This window comes from Robbsia sp. KACC 23696 (genome assembly GCF_039852015.1).
Taxonomy (GTDB): domain Bacteria; phylum Pseudomonadota; class Gammaproteobacteria; order Burkholderiales; family Burkholderiaceae; genus Robbsia.
This window is the reverse complement of sequence record NZ_CP156627.1, coordinates 253,012-268,838: the sequence shown is the minus strand read 5'-3', so window position 1 is coordinate 268,838 and position 15,827 is coordinate 253,012. Positions and strand designations below refer to the sequence as shown.

Below are 15,827 nucleotides of genomic sequence, written 5' to 3'. Positions count from 1 at the left end.
GCGGCTCTCTCAGTCCGGGTTCGGCGACAAAACCGGCGCGCGATCGGCCATGAAAATGCCGTGCGGGGAGCGGCCCACGCGGATCGTCGCGATCAGTTGCTTTGTTGCAAGATCGATGATGCCGACGTGCTTGGCGAAGCGGAACGTCACCCACAGATAGCGTCGATCCGATGTCAGATCCATATCGTCCGGCCCCGGCAGCAGGCCCGTGACGTCGCCATCGTTGGTCAAGGTGTTGTAGTCGATCACGGTGATCGTATTGGCGACGCGATTCGAGACGGCGACATGGGCGCCGTCGTCGAGATTGCGGAAATTATGCGCGCCGCGTCCGGTATGAATGCGTTTGACGACCTGCCGATTACGCCAGTCCACCACCGCCACGTCGTCTTCGCCGGTCATGCCGATCAGGAGATAACGGTCCTGCGGCGTCATCCACAGTCCGGCCGGTTGCGTGCCGACCGGCATCCGCCACAGAATGGTTTGCGTGGGCAAGTCGATCGCCGCCAGTTCGCCGGAATCCTGCAGCGTGACGAAAACGGTCTTGTTGTCGGACGCGAACGTCAAATGGCTCGGCGTGATCCCGATCGGAATGCGCTTCGCCAACGTGACGTTGCTGCCGTCATAGTGATAGATGTCGACCCGGTTCATGCGCAAGGCGGCGGTGACGAACCACTGCCGATCGGGCGAAAAACCGAGTTGGTATGGATCCTCGATATCGGGGATCGTCCGTTGCAGATCGCCGCTGTGCGGATCCACCAGCATCACGCTGTTCGACACCGAATTCGCCACCATCAGCGATTTGCCGTCCGGTGTCACCATCAAGTGGTGCGGCTCTTTGCCGGTGGGCGCCGTGCCGACGACGGTACGGGTCAGCGGGTCGATCAGCGTCAACTGTGCCTGCGCCGAGTCGAGGACGATGACGCGGTCGGCGGCACGGGCCTGTCCGGCCAGGCATACGCCGGCAACTGTCATGGCAAGGAAAGCACGGCTAACACGGTTCAGCATGGGAAATCGCATAAGGTACGGCAAGCGGTCCGGTTGACCGCTATCGAAAGATAAAACGTTGCAGGCGCGGCGGTGGTTGACGTCGCTTTTTTAATTCGAGAAAAATCGCAGCGGGATGGCCTCCGCCATGGCGCGGTAGCCGGCATCGCTTGGGTGGATATGGTCGCCGCTGTCGTAATGTCGCTGCAAGGCGGCCGGGTGCGCCGGATCCCGCAGCACGCGGTCGAAGTCGACGACACCGTCGAATCCGGGGGCCTCCCGCATCCAGTGATTGACGGCCAGGCGGATCGCCTCGCGATCGGCTGGCAGCGAGGCCGGTGTCAGCGTCGCGCCAAAAATGCGCTTGCCGGCGTGATGCGCGCGTTCGATGAGTCGGCGATATCCGGCGATCAGATCCGCCGCCGAGACCGCCGTGTGCGGGAAGTCGCAGTCGAGTCCGGCGCGCGGCGGCATCGCCTGGAAGTTGATATCGTTGATGCCGATCAGCACGATGATGTCGCGGGAGCCGGGCAGCGTCAGCGCATCGTGGTCGAAGCGGCTGGTCAACGATTCGCCGTAGCAGGCCGAGTTGCTGAGCAGGCGATTGCCGCTGATGCCTTGATTCACGACGGCGCGGCCGGCCGTCGCGGGATCGGCTTCGATCCGCTCGGCCAGTCGATCGGGCCAGCGTGCGTTCGCATTGAGCGTCGAGCGCATGCCATCGGTGATCGAGTCGCCGATCGCCACGATGACGCCCGCGGGAGGGCGCGCATCGACGAGCAACGCGTCGATGAACAGCCAGGATGTCGGCCCAACCTTGAACGGCGCGGCGTCGCGATCCATCGTCTTGTCGTCCGACGATACGTAGGACAGCTGGCTCGCGAGCTTGTGCCAGGTGTTGGGCGCGGCCGTTTTGTCGTCGATGGCGAGGCTGATGGCGAGCGGGCCAGGCCGCAACGGGGTGGTTAGCGGATCGCTCAGGCGACTTTCGCCCGGCGCCAGGCTGATCGATCTGGCACCGCCGAAGGTCAGCGCGAGCGGGGCGCCGGCCAGCGCGGCGCCCCGGCCCGCCGGCGCGAGCGAGGCGGCATCGATCGACACGGGGCGATCGCCATACCGGTTCGACAGACGAAGGCGCCACTGCGCGCCGGCGACCTGTACGCGAATGACTTGCCGGAGCGTACGGCCGCCGAGCGCGGGCGCCAGATTATAGGACGGTGCATGGGCGACGCGCGGCACCGGCTGCAAGGCGGTTGCCCATGCGGTCTGCCAGCCGTCCGTCGGTGTCGCCTGCTGTGCGGCCTGCGCCCCTTGCGATACGGCCGCCGCGAGCCCGAGGATCAAGGCGGCGCGTCGGCCGAGCCTGGCAAGACGGCAGCGGTCCGTGCGCGTGGCATGCGACGCGATGGCGTCGTTGGCGCGAATAGTGGCATCGTCGATCGGGAACGCAGACGGCAAGGCGAGGGGAACGGAGCGCATCGATGAAGTAAAGGAAAAAGGCATGCGGCGCCGCATGGCATTGTCGCGAGCGAAAGGGACGCGCCGGCGCGCGTCGGCGACAGTGTAGCGATATGACGGCGCGCTGTCTCGGATGAAAGCCCTGTGATCCGGAACAAGGGAGGGCACGCCGGAGAAAGCCGACGCCGATGGGGGACGGGACGGAAACGCGCAGACGAGGCTCGGCCCCGTCCGGCCGCCTCCCCAAAAGGCTCAGTGCCTCCGGCAGCGGCTCAGTGCGCCCGATCTCGAAAACCGTGCCGGCGCGATCGGCCGACGATCAGGAGCGCGCCGAGTACCAAGATATCGGCCGCGATCGCGAAAGCGGACGCGCCGAAACGATCGAGGAGGACGCCACCCAGCAGGCCGCCGCCCGCGATCGCACTGTTCCAGATCACGACGTTCATCGACAGCGCGACATCGGCGCCGTCCGCCGCCGCATCGGCCAGCGCGGTTTGCAACAGTGTGGCGGCACCGCCGAAGGCCAGTCCCCACAAGGCAACCGCCAGATAGACGACGGCGGGCGCGGCACGACCGAAACCCAATAACGCAATCGCAACCGCGAAGCCGGCGAGGCTGACAAGCGTCGCACGGCGCAGATGTCGATCGACGATGCGGCCGACCAGACCGATCGATACGAGCGAGGCGCCGCCGAATACCAGCAGGATCGCATCGAGGTGCGTGCCGAGCCCCGATGGCGCGATCATCGGCGCGATATAGGTGTACAGCAAGTTATGCGCGAGCATCCAGGTCAGCACGACCATCAGCACCGCGCGGACGCCCGGCGTGCGCCAGACGTGCTGCAGCGGTGCGGCTTGACGATGCGTCGTGCCGGGAAAATCGGGGACGCAGGCTCGCACCCAGGCGAGCAGCAGCACGGTAACGGCCGACATCGCCGTGAACGTGAGTCGCCATCCCATCCCGTCTCCCAGCCAAGTGCCCAGCGGCACGCCCACCGACAGTGCGACGGGCGTGCCCGCCATCGCCACGGCCAGCGCGCGTCCTTGCTGCCGCGGCGCCACCATTCTGCGTGCATAGCCTGCCAGCAGACTCCAGGCGAGGCCCGCTGCCGCGCCGGCACCGAAGCGTGCCATCATGATCAGCGGCACATTTTCGAGATAGGCCGTGGCGGCATTGCACAGCAGAAAGCCGCACAAAGTCAGCAACAATACGCGACGTCGGGGCCAGCGCTGCGTCGCGATCGTCAGCGGAATCGCCGCGAGCACGGAGCCCAGCGCGTAAGCGGTCACGGTTTGGCCGGCCAGCGAGAGCGTCAAATGGAGGTCCGCGGCCATTTGGGGCAACAAGCCGGCCGGCATCGTCTCGGTCATGATGCAAAGGAAGCCGGTCAGCGCAAGGCCGATCAAGGCCGCCATCGGCAAGGGCGCGTCGACGGTGGGCGTGCCGGGTCGAACGGGTGACGTGGCCAGTTCATTATCGGATAGGGCCGTGCTTGCAACGTCGGCACGACCTGCGGCGGACGAACGATTCGGTTCAGGATTGGCTGACAGTAGAGGCATCGGGAAAGGGCGTCCAGGCAAATAGCTCATGTTATGTATCGATTGATACATTAATGATCGTGGATTGCGGTCGCGCTGTCAAACGGCAAGGGGCAAGTGGGATTCGGGCGCCTGATCGACATCCGACGCCTGTGCTTAAGCAGTAATCAGCAGCCGGGTAAAACCATCGTCCGTATTATTTTTTTTTACAAAGCGGCACGCGTCGATAATCCGTTGCAATAATCGACATGCGCGAATTTTTCACAGTCCCGGCCTGAAACCGCTTAGAATACGAGCTGTTCCCGTAGCTCGGCCAAGGTTTCGACACTAAGGCCAATAGTACGTTTCGGCGTGTCATCCAAAACGACGTCGGCCGAAAAGGCGAGTTCCGCATAGCCGGGCGCATATTTTGCTAAAATATCGTTTCGATAAGACCGTTCATGCAAATCGGTCCGGTACGGGCAATCCGTGCCGTTGTAGTGCAATCGGAGAGTAAATCCATAATGAAGGACACGCGCTTACCCACCGACAAGGTCGCGATGCGCAGGAACGACGACGCCATTGCGCGTTTCAATGCGCTATTCAAGTCGAAAGGCGAAGTTGAACGCGATGCGGAAGAAGCCGAACGGGCGCAACGCGCCGCGGAAACCGCCGTCAAATGGCGTGCTCAGCGCGAACAGGCCTTATTGACCATTCGCGCCGCGATTTCTGCCCACGATTTTTCGGAAGTCGATCTGTTCAATAGCTGAACGATATAAGGCACTGCCGCGTTGCATTGCCGCCGAGTGGCGAGTGCCGAGTATCGGGCGCGACAGCCGCCCGAAAGTCGTATATCTGGAATTATCCCAATCGGATTATGCGCGGGTTTCCGGCTCGGGGACGCGTGCGCTTGCCGCAATGACGGTCGCTTCGCGACGATATTTGTGCGCTTCGATCCGTTGGGCATGATAGATCCCGGCATGGCCTGAAAACAGGTAAGCGGTAATGCACGCCAGTGCCGCCATCGGGCCGATTCCCGCGCCGAAAAGTTCGACTGCCATCAGAATGCAGGCCATCGGCGTATTGGCGGCGCCGGCAAAGACGGCGACGAAACCAAGCGCCGCGAGCATCGATACGGGCAAGTGCAGCAGCGGTCCGAGCGCATTGCCGAGCGTGGCGCCGATATAGAAAAGCGGCGTCACCTCACCGCCCTTGAAGCCGCTGCCGAGCGAGGCGACGGTATAAACGAACTTGCCGAGAAAATCCCACGGGCGCATCGGTGCATCGAACGCGCGGACGATATCCGGGATGCCGAGGCCGATATAGTGATAGGCATCGAACCACCAGACGGCCGTCGCGATCAGGGCGCCGCCGATCAGCGGACGGAGCGGCGCAAACGGCACTAGCCGTTTGATCCAGGCACCCGCCGCATGCGTCGCACGCGCAAAGGCCATCCCGACCGGTCCGAACAATACGCCGGCGAGCAGCACGGCAATGACCGTGTGGACGCCGAGCGGTGCCAACTGACCCACCGCATAGTGCGTGTGAATGGCGCCCCATGCGCGACAGACGCTGTCCGCGACGAGGCTGGCGATCAGGCAGGGCAGCAGCGCGTCGTAGCGCATCCGGCCGATTGCCAGCACTTCCAAGCCAAAGACCGTTCCTGCCAACGGCGTGCCGAAGACCGATGCAAAACCGGCACTGATGCCGCTCATCAGCAGAATGCGTCGATCCGCGTGTTCGAGTTTGAACAGATGCGTCAGTTGGTCGGCGAGGGCACCGCCCATCTGCACGGCGGTGCCCTCGCGACCGACCGATGCACCGAAGCAATGAGAGACAAGCGTGCCGAACATCACCAGCGGGGCCATCCGTAGCGGCACGACGCGTTGCGGGTCATGAATCTCGTCGATCAGCAGATTATTGCCGCGCTCGACCGATTTGCCGTACCGATGATAGAGCCATCCGACGCCGCATCCTGCAAACGGCAACAACCAGACGATGCCGTGATGCTGTTCACGCAACGCGGTGACATGCTCCAACGCGATCAGGAACCAGGCGGACGCCGTGCCCGACAAGAGGGCGACGAGCCCTGAAAGTAAAAACCACTTTGCAAAATACGGCAGCGACGCCAGCGGCTCCGATAGACGACGGGAGCGATGCGGAAAGCGGAAAAAAGACGGCATGACGGCTCAGGCAAAAGAAGGATGGCCTGACAAATGCGGGGGGGCAAAAACGGGACGCGGCATCGAAGCGCGAGCGCCTACAGCCCCGACGCGAGTCAGGTTGGCTGTAGGCGCCATCGGCCCGGTCTTCTTCCCCTTTTGATTATCGGGGGAGGAGCGGGCGGTTTGTCGAAACCAGGAGGAGCACCATCTCCTGTGCCGCTTCCGTCGATCCACCGGGCCGATCTCTTGCGAGACAAGGGGGCGCGGATATCTTGAAAAGCGGCAAGACCGCATTATTCCCCAGGCACCGCGATGTTGTCCAGCGCGCTCGGCGGGCCGGGCTGGCGAAGTCCGTCCGCCATGCAGATGTCGCGAATGCACGGCAGCGCGTAAACGCGCCTGGCCAGTGCGGTCCACGCGGGGGTGCGATCGTCGTCAGTAATGGGCACCGATGCCGGTAAGGCGTACGACGCGCCAGGACGGAAGAGCCAGAAGAAAGCGAGATAGAAATCGGCGACCGTGAAGCGCTCGACGGCATCGTTGGATGCGATGCCCCGCTGCGCTACCTTGCGCGCCGCGTCCCACGCCGCAATACGCCGCTCGATCACCATCGTCAACGACGCAAGCGTCTCGCGTGCGACCGCCGCCACGTCGATCCGGCTCTCTGGTGCATGGGCATAGCGTTGTGGCTTTCTTTCATGCGCCATGGTTGGATGCAGCGCCGTTGCACACAGCGCCATCAACTCCAGGCAGCGCGCCTCTTCCTTGGGATCGTCGGGCCACAATGCCGCCTGCGGAAAGCGTCGCGCGATGTAGCGCAGGATTGCGAGATTCTCGGTCAGGACGAAGTCGTCGTCGACGAGCACCGGGACGCGCCCGAGCGGATTGCGTGCCAGATGTTCCGGGCGCTGCTGTTCGCCATCGCCCAGATTCATGCGGATCAGCGTATAGTCCGCGCCCGCATAGGCCAGCGCGAAACGTGGCGCCATGGCACAGGAGCCGGGCGCGAAGTAAAGTGTCAGCATGAACGGGTTGTTTGCGATGGTGGCCGGGAACGTTCAGAAATAATGCTGTACGCCGATGCGCAGCGTGGTTTGGCGTGTATTGGACGAGGCGGTCAGCGAAGGCATCGCCGCCTCCGTGCCATGCGATGCGAATTGTGTCGTTGCTTCGGCGTACACCATCGTGGTGGCGGAGAAGTGGTACAGATCGGCCAGCCCGACCGAAGTGTACTGGCGTCCGACCACGCCGGCCCGGAAGCCACCCAGGCTGATCGAGTTGAACGGTGTGACGAGCCAGTCAAGACCCAGTTCCACGTTATAGATATTGCCCGACGGACCGGCCGTCTCCAGATGCACATGATCCGCGAGACCGTGCAGCGTCCATGCCGGACTGAATCGATACTGGCCGCCGACGCCTAGCACCGTCGTGTTCGTTGCACGGAAGACGTTGCCGTTGGTCAGCGTCTGACCGAGAAACTGCGTGTAACCCAGCAGCGTGTTGAGCGCATAGGTGCGATTATTGATGCTGCTATAGACGGCGCCGATGCTCAACGGTCCCGCCGCATAGCGCAACGTGGCGCCAGCGTAGCGCCCCTGTCCACTGCTGTGATCGCTGAATCCGTACATCCCCTGTACAAACCAACCGCCCCATTTGGGCGACGTGTAGCGCAAGGAATTGTTGACGTCGTTGACGGCGGAATTATCGAAATTCGCCGGATGATAAAGATAATTGTTGTACTGCACGGCCCCATTGGCATTGGGTGTGAAGACATCGTTCGTCAGATCCCACTGCCGCCCCAACGTCAGGGTCCCGGATCGCACGCTGCTCAAGCCCACCCAGGCGTAGCGACTGAAAGCGTCGGCAGCAATCGCGGACGTGCCGGTATTCGAGAAATAGCCGTTCTCCAACTGAAAGATCGCCGACAAGCCGCCCCCCAGATCCTCCGTGCCTTTCAAGCCGAATTTATCCGGCACGGCAACGACACCCATCGTCCATGCGCGCTTCCCGGCTTGATTCGAGATATACGTAATGCCTTCATCGATGCTGCCATACAGCGTAACGGTACTGTCGGCGGCGCGAGCCGTCCCGACGGCGGACAGGCCGACAAAAGACAGTGCCAGCGCTGCGGACCACAGGGCGGGGCGGACGGCGGATCGTTTGCAGTAGTTCATATGATCTTTAGGACTGCGTTATATGGGTGTGGAGGGAGCCGAGGACATATCGGCCGATGCGCTGCCTTGCATCGGCCTGCACGCTGCATGCGCTTCGTCAGTGCGTACCGGCATGCACCGGCGGCGTATCGCCTGTCGCGGCGGCGGCGGCGGCGGTCTGCGGACGGGGTGTCAGCGCGATGGCAGCGCCGGCGATCAATGCCGATGCCGAAAAGGTATAGAAATTCCACGCAACGTCGATGTTCTGCGCTGCCAGATAGCCCCCGATAAGCGGGCCGCCCATGGCACCGACGCGACCGATGCCCACGGCCCATCCCGTCGCGCTGGCGCGTGCGCCGGCGGCATAGTAGTTGGCGATGAATCCCAACTGCACCATCGCGACGCCGATGCTGCCGCAGCCCGCCAGCGCGACCAGAAGGTAGTTTTGCAACAGACCGCCGCCCCGAATCGCGAGACAGGCAATGGCGATGGCTCCGATCACATACCCGCCGGCGATCGTCTTGCGCGTGCCGAGCCGGTCGCTGATGCGCCCGATCAGGATGCCGCCGATCGCGGAAGACAACATGAACACCGCCAGAAACGACAGGCTGGATCCAAGGTCGTAACCGAGCTTGCGCATCGTTTGCGGCAACCATGTGCCGAGGCCATAGATCACGGTCACCGCCGCCACCTGGGCCACCCACATGCAAATCGTCCCCATCGCATTCTGGCGGGAGAACACTTCGGCGAAGACGCTGCGCAGCGAGCGCTGTTCGGCCGGGGCCTTTTGCAGATGCGCCAGATCGACGATCGGTACCGAGAGGCGCCGGGCCAATGCGATGGCCTTGTCATGCCGGCCGCGTGCGATCAGCAACTCGAGCGATTCGGGGAGCAAGCGAATCAGAAATGGCACCAGCACCAGCGGGATCGCGCCTGCGGCCACGACGAAGCGCCAGCCATGACTCGCCAGAAAGCCCATGCCGACGAGCGCGGACACCAGCGCGCCAATCGAATAGCCGGCATACATGATGGCGAAATTGCGATTGCGCTGTTCGGGCGGGGAATATTCGACGGTCAGCGCACAGGCCGTCGAGATGACGCCGCCCAAGCCGATGCCGCCGATAAAACGGGCGATCCAGAATCCGGTCGGCGTTTGCAGCGTCGCGGCCGCCAGCATCGAGATGGAAAACAGCGTGACGCAGCCAATGATCAACGGCTTGCGCCCCATCATGTCACTGACGACGCTGAGCAGGTAGGAGCCGAACAATGTCCCGATCAACGCTGCACTGCCCATCTCGCCGATCTGCATCGGCGTCAGATGCCATTGCGCGTCGTGGAGCAGGGCGGGCACGATGACGCCCATCACGCCGACGTCATACCCCTCGGAGACGATGGTCAGGAAACAAAGGAGGAGGACCGTATAAGTGGTGCGAGCGGGCGGACGAAGGCCTGCCGCCAGGCCGGAGCCGGACACGTTTTCCATGATCGGTAATCAGTTAGTATGACTGAAAGGTGTCTCTGCCGTGTCGTTCGAGCCATGGCTGCGATCGATGCCGTCGCGGAAAACGGATCGGTGTAGACCCTGATAAGACGTCGGGCAAAGCGTTTGTGGGAACCGTCTGTCGCCGAGAAATGTCGAGAGCCTGCTAGGCCGGATTCCCTGCGAACGAATAGAGAATGCCATTCTTTATTCGGCGACGTCAAAGCATTTCAAAAAAGCCGCGTATCAAAAATGCGGCGGCGCCGGCACGACGGCCGGCGCGCCGCCAATGGCGGTGCTGGCGGAAATTGGAAGGGGGAAACGGGGAGAAGAGGCGGGAAGCGGACGCGGGACCATTGCCCTGCCGCATCGAGACGACGTGCGTCAGTGCAACGCTTCGCCGAGCAACAGCGTGGTGGTCAGGCTGGCGATGCGGTCGATGTCGCGCAAGTCGCCGATGCGTTGATTGATGACGAAGCCATCGAAGGCCATCCAGACGATATGCGCGAGCGTCCCGTCCTCGACGGCACTGCGCCGCCTTGCCGGCACCGCGTCGATCAACACCGTCGTCAGGAATTGCTCGACTTCGGCCAGCAGGCTGTCGGGCTTGCCCGATTCCGCGGGGACGTTCGCCAACGCCTCGATCAGCGCATTCGCAAACGAATGATCGGCGGCGGGGATATCGCGCCACAAACCGACCAGCAGACGCTCGAGCTTTTCCCTCGGCGTGCCGAGCGCCGCGACGTCGGTCTTCAACGTCTCCAATTGGCGATATAGCCAGGGCCGATAGATCTCGTACAGGATCAGCAGCTTGGAATCGAAGTAGACGTACAGATTGGCTACGGTCATCTGCGCGGCTCGGGCGATGGCCGACATCGTGGTGCTCGTATAGCCGCTACTACTGAACAACGCGAACGCGGCCGCGACGATGGCATCGCGGCGATCCGCTTTCTTGACCTGCGGCACGGCATCCTCGACTGAGAAAAAAGGCAAACGGGCGCTCATTTTAGCAAATGGCCGGGCGTGCCCCCTGTCGGCGGTGAGGAAATCCGTTCGAAAAAACGATCGCGGGGCTTTTTCACCGCGTCCGTGGCGCGCGCGTCCTTGCCACTGACAGTTTATGGCGGCGACGGAGCCATGCTGCGGCACGGAATAAATTCCTTCTTGACAGCGGCAATTGTTCAAAACAGAATGGCATTCATTATTAAATGATGTTCGTTTTTGAGGTGACGTCATCGTGTCCAAGTCCCCCTTTTCCGCCGAAGCCGGCTTTATCGATACGCCCGCGCCCCTCGGCACGCTGACCGGTCGCTATCCCGAATTGGGCTCCGGTCCGATTCCGGTAGAGCCGTATATCTCGCCTGACTACTATCTCCGCGAGAAAGCGCATATTTTCAAGAAAACCTGGCTGCACGTCGGGCGTGTGGAGGAGATCCCGAAGGCCGGCGACTATTTCGTCAAAGACCTGGCGGCGTGCGACACCTCGATCATCGTCGTGCGCAACCGCCAGGGCGAGATTCGCGCGATGCACAACGTCTGCGCGCACCGGATGAACGAGATCGTCTACGACAAGTGCGGGAACACGCGAAAGTTCTTCTGCAAGTTTCACGGCTGGGCGTATGACCTCGATGGCAATCTGACCGGCGTGCCCGACGAGAAATGTTTCTTCGGTCTCGATCGCGAGCAGTTCGGCCTCAGTCGCGTGGCCTGCGAAGTGTGGCAGGGCTTCATCTTCGTCAACATGGATCCGAATCCGGCACTGTCGCTGACCGATTTCATGAAGCCGATGTTCGCCGGCATCGAGGGCTATCCCTTCGAGAAGCTGACCGCGGGATTCGCCTGGTCGACGGTGGTGAACTGCAACTGGAAATTGGCGCTGGACGCCTTCCAGGAGGCGTATCACGTGGCCTATGTGCACGGCAATTCGATCGCCGATGCCATCGACAAGTCCGAGGACGAAGGGATGCCGCCCCTGGACGCCTTGTGTGGCGAGTTCCATCGTCGCCTGTCGCTTGGCGGCAATCAGAAATCGGTCTACGGCAATCCGAAGGCCGTGACGGAAGGGGGCGCCGCAGCCGCCGAGGCGCTTGCCGGCGCGGCGCAGAAGCGGCCGATTGCCGCCGCCGCCTTGCGTGCAGGCATCGGTAGCGCCAAGCATGCGTTTCCGATGGATGCCTTGCCTTCCGGCATGAACTGGACCAAGAGCCCGAATTGGTTGTTCGACATCAATGTCGTCTTCCCGGACTTCTATTTGTCGCTTCGTCCCAATTACTGTCAGGCATACAACTTCCGTCCGGTGGCGCATAACAAGACGCTGGTCGAGGCGCGCGTGTTCTATCCCGAAATGACGACGCCGGGCGGCCGCTTCTTTCTCGAATACATGAAGGTGGCGTTGCGCGATGTGTTGCTGGAGGACTTCAGCACGCTCGAGCGCACGCAACGCGCGGCCGAGACGGGGGCCAAGACGCACATGATCCTGCAGGATCAAGAGCTGCTCGTGCGGCACAGTTATCACGTCGTCGAACGGATGCTGGCGAACGGCGCCGCACAGGCCCAATGAACAAGGAGAGCGGTGGAATGAATGCGATCGAACAACGGCCCATCACGTTTATAACGAAAGCGACTGGCGCTGACGCGCCGACGGCGATCAGCCGTCCGGTACCGCCGGCTTTCGACGCACTGGCGCCGTTCGTGCCGATGTGGGCCCTGGCGACGGAAACGGAGCGAAGCATCCAGCGTCATACGGCAGGGATGCCGCAGATCCTCGCGTTTCGCGATGCGATCCTGCCGCAGGTCAACGACATCGTCGATTGGTTGAATGGCTTTGCCTTATCGACATTGGATGCGCATCCGGAGGCGATGACGATGATGTATCTGTTGTTGTCGCTGGCGGAGATCGCGCCTGCGATCGAGTTCTATAACCAGCCCGACGTCATCGACGGATACGATGCGCGCCGGTTTCAGGCCGATGAGCAGTTTGTCATGCGGCCGACGCCCTGAATAACCGCCCTTGGGAGAGCGTCATGGCGAAATGCCGCGTATTTGGTATCGACGACAGTCTGAAGACCGTCGTCGAGGATGGCTTGTATATGAAGACGATGATCGGCAAGACGATGAGCGTGGCCGTCATCAAGTTCGTCGAAGCGCGTGGCGTCGGGCTGCCGGCGAAAGCGCACGACCATGGCGAGGAAGCGTCGTTTCAATGGACCGGCGCCTGTTCGATCTTCGAAGTGCCACCGAACGGCGAGGAAGTCGAGCAAGCACTCGCGGAAGGCGACGCGATGATCATTCCCGCCGGACTGAGCCATTACGGCGTCAATCATTACGGTCACGAAGGCGTGAGCATGCGGCTCAATGTGGTATCCCCGCCGCGCGCGGAGTATAGCGCCGACGACGATACGCCGTACTACCCGCTGGCCAGTCGCTGAACGCGACGCGTCAAACCGATAAGCCGCTGTACCGATCACGTTGACCTTTTTGTTTATGGATACGCACACACAATCGCTCGCCGCGGACGGGAACGCGTCCTCGCATTGCACGACGCTCCCCGCCGCCACGCTCTGGCGCGATGCCGAGGTCCGGCATGCGCAAGTCGACAAGGCCGGCAAGCATCTGTCCACGCAGGTGGACGTCATGACGGAAGGCCAGGACTATGCCGTACCGGCAGGACGCGATGGCGAGACCGTATTCGCCGTCCTGGAGGGCGCGTTCGCGATCGATGCGGCGGGCGAGTCCTATCAGCTAGGGGTCGGAGAGGCGATCCTGATCCCGCCCGGCGAGCCGCGGCGCATCGTGTGCCTGACGCCGCGCGGTGCGCTGTATCGCGTGGGCACGTCGCTGGCGCTGGCTGTCGAGATGGGCGTCGTCCCTGCGGCGTTATCGGTCGACGGTGAAGGGCCGACGCGATGAACGGGAGCACGCAATCCGTTCTCGTTGAGCGGGAGCGTCCGACCTTGACGTCCGACGTGACACCGATCCTCGCTGACGACGCATCGCTCGCGCACGTCTGCATCGTCGGTGCCGGTCATGCGGGTGGACGCACCGCGCAACAGCTCAGAGCGCTGGGCCATCGCGGCAGGATCACATTGATCGGCGACGAGGCGCATGCCCCTTACGAGCGGCCTGAACTGTCGAAGGGCTGGTTGACCATGGAAGACCTGCCGTGGTCGCCACCGGTGTCGCGGGCAACGTCGGCATTTGCGATGTCGTCGCTGGCGTTGGGACCGGGTGATTTTTGGGACGGAGCGGCGCTGCGCGATAACGCGATCGATCGGATCCACGGTCGCGTCGTGTCGCTGGATACCGTTCGCCGCGTGTTGACGCTCGCGAACGGCACCACGCTTGCCTTCGATCGACTGGTGGTCTGTACCGGCGGCGCGCCACGCAATGGCGCCGTTCCGGGGGCGGATCTCGCGGGCGTGCATCTGCTTCGAACGATCGACGACAGTCTGGCGTTGCGCGAGGCACTGGCAACGAGCAGGGGCCTTGTCGTCATCGGCGCCGGCGTGATCGGGATGGAAGTCGCGGCGTCGGCTCGCACGCGTGGCGTGCCCGTCACCGTGATCGAGTCCGGTTCCCACGTGATGGCACGGTGCCTGCCACCGTCATTGAGCGAATGGCTGGCGACACTGCATCGGCGGCATGGCGTGCATCTCGAAATGGGCGTCTCCGTGTCCGGCATCACGCGAGGGGATGCCGGAGAAGCTGCAACGCCGGCGAGGAATGCGGACTCGACATTGCGACTGCGCGTCACGGGCCGGCGCGATGGGAAGGATGTCGCGATTGCCGCCGATACCGTATTGATTGCGATCGGCGTGGACTGCGCGCCGGCCTTTCTTGCCGACACCGGTCTTGCCGGCCCGGGCGGCGTCGTGGTCGACGAATACTGTCGCAGCCCGCGGGCGCCTTGGCTTTATGCCGCTGGCGACACGGCCTTTGTCACGCGGGGCATCGCGGGTGACAACGTGACCGCGCCGGACGGGACGCGCCAGGAAACGTGGCGCAATGCGGAGAACCAGGCCCTTGCGGTTGCGGAGATGCTGCTCGGACGCACCACCCCGTATCGCGAGATGCCGTGGATGTGGTCCGATCAATTCGGCCGCAATGTGCAAGTGGTGGGGACGCCTGCGGCGGATGCGGAAGTGATCGTTCGCGGCGAGATCGACGCCGGCCCGGCGTCGGTGTTGTTGGTGCGGGACGGGGCGGTATGCGGCGGGGTGCTGATCGACGCGGGCCGCGATCGTCGTGCGCTGGAGCGCCTGGCGGCTGCTGGCGTCGACGTCGATCTTGAAAAAGTACGCGATACCGCCGTGCCGTTGAAGGCCGTGTGATGGGTGACATGCGATGCCGCGGCCGGTGCATGGTGTGCGGGCGACGGCATCTGGAAGGAGAAGGCAATGCAGCGTAATGACGAACACATCCCCGTCCGGACAACCGGTTGGCCGCGTCGACCGACGGCGGGTGCCGCGTATCGCGCGGGCGACGCGAAGATCGCCCCGCAGCGTGAAAACGGCATTGGCATGGAAGGACTCGCCGCGCGAGTGCTCACGCTCGAGGCCTTGGAGGCAATTCGGGCTTTGAAAGCGCGCTATAGCGCCTTGGCCGATGCGAAGTATACACAGGACTACGAACGGGTGGATGCGGAGACGATGGGTCGCGTTGCCGCCGCGCAAGCGGCCTGCTTTTCCGAGGATGCGGTCTGGGCGGCCGGCGATGGTTTCGGCGGGGATCTGATCGGACGCGCGGCGCTGCACCAGTGGTTCAAGCGGGCGCCATGGCGTTTTGCGATCCATTACTACACGAGCGAATCGATCGACGTCGATGCCGCGGCCGGGACCGCGGAGGCGTATTGGCGGCTGATGCAAGTGGCGGTACGTGACGACACGGCGCGCGCCGTGTGGCTGGGTGCGGTGACCCATGAGCGATATGTGCTGGATCCCGACTCCGGCGAATGGCTGACGTCGTTCATGCGATTTACAGATCTGCACATGATGGAACTGGCCGATACGGCGCTGCCGATCGCCCGCGATTTTGCGGGACTGGACGCGCGACGCCGCGCGTTCCCTTAAGG

Annotated in this window: 15 protein-coding genes and 1 riboswitch; of the genes, 7 read left to right on the top strand and 8 right to left on the bottom strand. The window is 63.1% G+C overall.

Annotation, left to right across the window (positions count from 1 at the left end; translation table 11 throughout):
- Positions 1-9: 9 nt before the first annotated feature.
- The 3 genes from ABEG21_RS15995 to ABEG21_RS15985 form a co-directional block, all read right to left on the bottom strand.
- Positions 10-972: a beta-propeller fold lactonase family protein gene (locus tag ABEG21_RS15995; RefSeq protein WP_347558050.1), complete on the bottom strand. Its 963-nt coding sequence runs from the start codon at positions 970-972 to the stop codon at positions 10-12.
- Positions 973-1,095: 123 nt separating this feature from the next.
- Positions 1,096-2,487, bottom strand: coding sequence for an SGNH/GDSL hydrolase family protein (locus ABEG21_RS15990; RefSeq protein WP_347557635.1), 1,392 nt, complete (start codon positions 2,485-2,487; stop codon positions 1,096-1,098).
- 227 nt (positions 2,488-2,714) lie between these two features.
- A complete protein-coding gene (locus ABEG21_RS15985) occupies positions 2,715-3,857 on the bottom strand; it encodes an MFS transporter (protein WP_347558049.1) in 1,143 nt (380 codons plus the stop codon).
- 626 nt (positions 3,858-4,483) lie between these two features.
- Between ABEG21_RS15985 and ABEG21_RS15980 the strand changes: the two genes are divergently transcribed.
- On the top strand, positions 4,484-4,729 hold the full coding sequence (locus tag ABEG21_RS15980) for a hypothetical protein (RefSeq protein ID WP_347557634.1): 246 nt from the start codon (positions 4,484-4,486) through the stop codon (positions 4,727-4,729).
- Between the two features lie 105 nt (positions 4,730-4,834).
- Here the strand turns inward: ABEG21_RS15980 and ABEG21_RS15975 are convergent, their stop codons facing one another.
- The 5 genes from ABEG21_RS15975 to ABEG21_RS15955 all read right to left on the bottom strand — a co-directional run bounded on the left by ABEG21_RS15975 (position 4,835) and on the right by ABEG21_RS15955 (position 10,750).
- A complete protein-coding gene (locus ABEG21_RS15975; protein WP_347557633.1) occupies positions 4,835-6,142 on the bottom strand; it encodes a voltage-gated chloride channel family protein in 1,308 nt (435 codons plus the stop codon).
- Positions 6,143-6,242: 100 nt separating this feature from the next.
- Positions 6,243-6,345: riboswitch (Fluoride riboswitch) on the bottom strand.
- A 72-nt stretch (positions 6,346-6,417) separates the two neighbouring features.
- Complete coding sequence (locus ABEG21_RS15970; RefSeq protein WP_347557632.1) at positions 6,418-7,149, bottom strand: glutathione S-transferase family protein; 732 nt, start codon at positions 7,147-7,149, stop codon at positions 6,418-6,420.
- 33 nt (positions 7,150-7,182) lie between these two features.
- Positions 7,183-8,298 carry a porin gene (locus ABEG21_RS15965; RefSeq protein ID WP_347557631.1) on the bottom strand — a complete coding sequence of 372 codons (1,116 nt, stop codon included), beginning with the start codon at positions 8,296-8,298 and terminating at the stop codon, positions 7,183-7,185.
- A 97-nt stretch (positions 8,299-8,395) separates the two neighbouring features.
- A complete protein-coding gene (locus tag ABEG21_RS15960) occupies positions 8,396-9,760 on the bottom strand; it encodes an MFS transporter (protein ID WP_347557630.1) in 1,365 nt (454 codons plus the stop codon).
- Positions 9,761-10,141: 381 nt separating this feature from the next.
- Positions 10,142-10,750, bottom strand: a complete 609-nt coding sequence (locus tag ABEG21_RS15955) for a TetR/AcrR family transcriptional regulator (RefSeq protein ID WP_347557629.1) — start codon at positions 10,748-10,750, stop codon at positions 10,142-10,144.
- Between the two features lie 280 nt (positions 10,751-11,030).
- On the opposite strand from ABEG21_RS15955, the gene ABEG21_RS15950 reads away from it, so the two are divergent.
- The 6 genes from ABEG21_RS15950 (at position 11,031) to ABEG21_RS15925 (ending at position 15,825) form a co-directional block, all read left to right on the top strand.
- Positions 11,031-12,317 carry an SRPBCC family protein gene (locus tag ABEG21_RS15950; RefSeq protein ID WP_347558048.1) on the top strand — a complete coding sequence of 429 codons (1,287 nt, stop codon included), beginning with the start codon at positions 11,031-11,033 and terminating at the stop codon, positions 12,315-12,317.
- Positions 12,318-12,334: 17 nt separating this feature from the next.
- A complete protein-coding gene (locus ABEG21_RS15945) occupies positions 12,335-12,757 on the top strand; it encodes a hypothetical protein (RefSeq protein ID WP_347557628.1) in 423 nt (140 codons plus the stop codon).
- A gap of 23 nt (positions 12,758-12,780) precedes the next feature.
- Positions 12,781-13,185, top strand: a complete 405-nt coding sequence (locus ABEG21_RS15940) for a cupin (RefSeq protein WP_347557627.1) — start codon at positions 12,781-12,783, stop codon at positions 13,183-13,185.
- A 55-nt stretch (positions 13,186-13,240) separates the two neighbouring features.
- A complete protein-coding gene (locus tag ABEG21_RS15935) occupies positions 13,241-13,666 on the top strand; it encodes a cupin domain-containing protein (RefSeq protein ID WP_347557626.1) in 426 nt (141 codons plus the stop codon).
- Positions 13,663-15,087, top strand: a complete 1,425-nt coding sequence (locus ABEG21_RS15930; protein WP_347557625.1) for an FAD-dependent oxidoreductase — start codon at positions 13,663-13,665, stop codon at positions 15,085-15,087. The genes ABEG21_RS15935 and ABEG21_RS15930 overlap by 4 nt, the downstream gene beginning before the upstream one ends.
- 66 nt (positions 15,088-15,153) lie before the next feature.
- Positions 15,154-15,825, top strand: a complete 672-nt coding sequence (locus ABEG21_RS15925; RefSeq protein WP_347557624.1) for a nuclear transport factor 2 family protein — start codon at positions 15,154-15,156, stop codon at positions 15,823-15,825.
- The last annotated feature ends 2 nt before the right edge of the window (positions 15,826-15,827 follow it).

Coding starts and splice junctions, on each gene's coding strand:
- ABEG21_RS15945 (WP_347557628.1), top strand. CDS start 12,335: ATGAATGCGATCGAACAACGGCCCATCACGTTTATAACGAAAGCGACT.
- ABEG21_RS15975 (WP_347557633.1), bottom strand. CDS start 6,142: ATGCCGTCTTTTTTCCGCTTTCCGCATCGCTCCCGTCGTCTATCGGAG.
- ABEG21_RS15960 (WP_347557630.1), bottom strand. CDS start 9,760: ATGGAAAACGTGTCCGGCTCCGGCCTGGCGGCAGGCCTTCGTCCGCCC.
- ABEG21_RS15965 (WP_347557631.1), bottom strand. CDS start 8,298: ATGAACTACTGCAAACGATCCGCCGTCCGCCCCGCCCTGTGGTCCGCA.
- ABEG21_RS15970 (WP_347557632.1), bottom strand. CDS start 7,149: ATGCTGACACTTTACTTCGCGCCCGGCTCCTGTGCCATGGCGCCACGT.
- ABEG21_RS15925 (WP_347557624.1), top strand. CDS start 15,154: ATGCAGCGTAATGACGAACACATCCCCGTCCGGACAACCGGTTGGCCG.
- ABEG21_RS15990 (WP_347557635.1), bottom strand. CDS start 2,487: ATGCCTTTTTCCTTTACTTCATCGATGCGCTCCGTTCCCCTCGCCTTG.
- ABEG21_RS15985 (WP_347558049.1), bottom strand. CDS start 3,857: ATGGCGGCCTTGATCGGCCTTGCGCTGACCGGCTTCCTTTGCATCATG.
- ABEG21_RS15995 (WP_347558050.1), bottom strand. CDS start 972: ATGACAGTTGCCGGCGTATGCCTGGCCGGACAGGCCCGTGCCGCCGAC.
- ABEG21_RS15940 (WP_347557627.1), top strand. CDS start 12,781: ATGGCGAAATGCCGCGTATTTGGTATCGACGACAGTCTGAAGACCGTC.
- ABEG21_RS15930 (WP_347557625.1), top strand. CDS start 13,663: ATGAACGGGAGCACGCAATCCGTTCTCGTTGAGCGGGAGCGTCCGACC.
- ABEG21_RS15935 (WP_347557626.1), top strand. CDS start 13,241: ATGGATACGCACACACAATCGCTCGCCGCGGACGGGAACGCGTCCTCG.
- ABEG21_RS15980 (WP_347557634.1), top strand. CDS start 4,484: ATGAAGGACACGCGCTTACCCACCGACAAGGTCGCGATGCGCAGGAAC.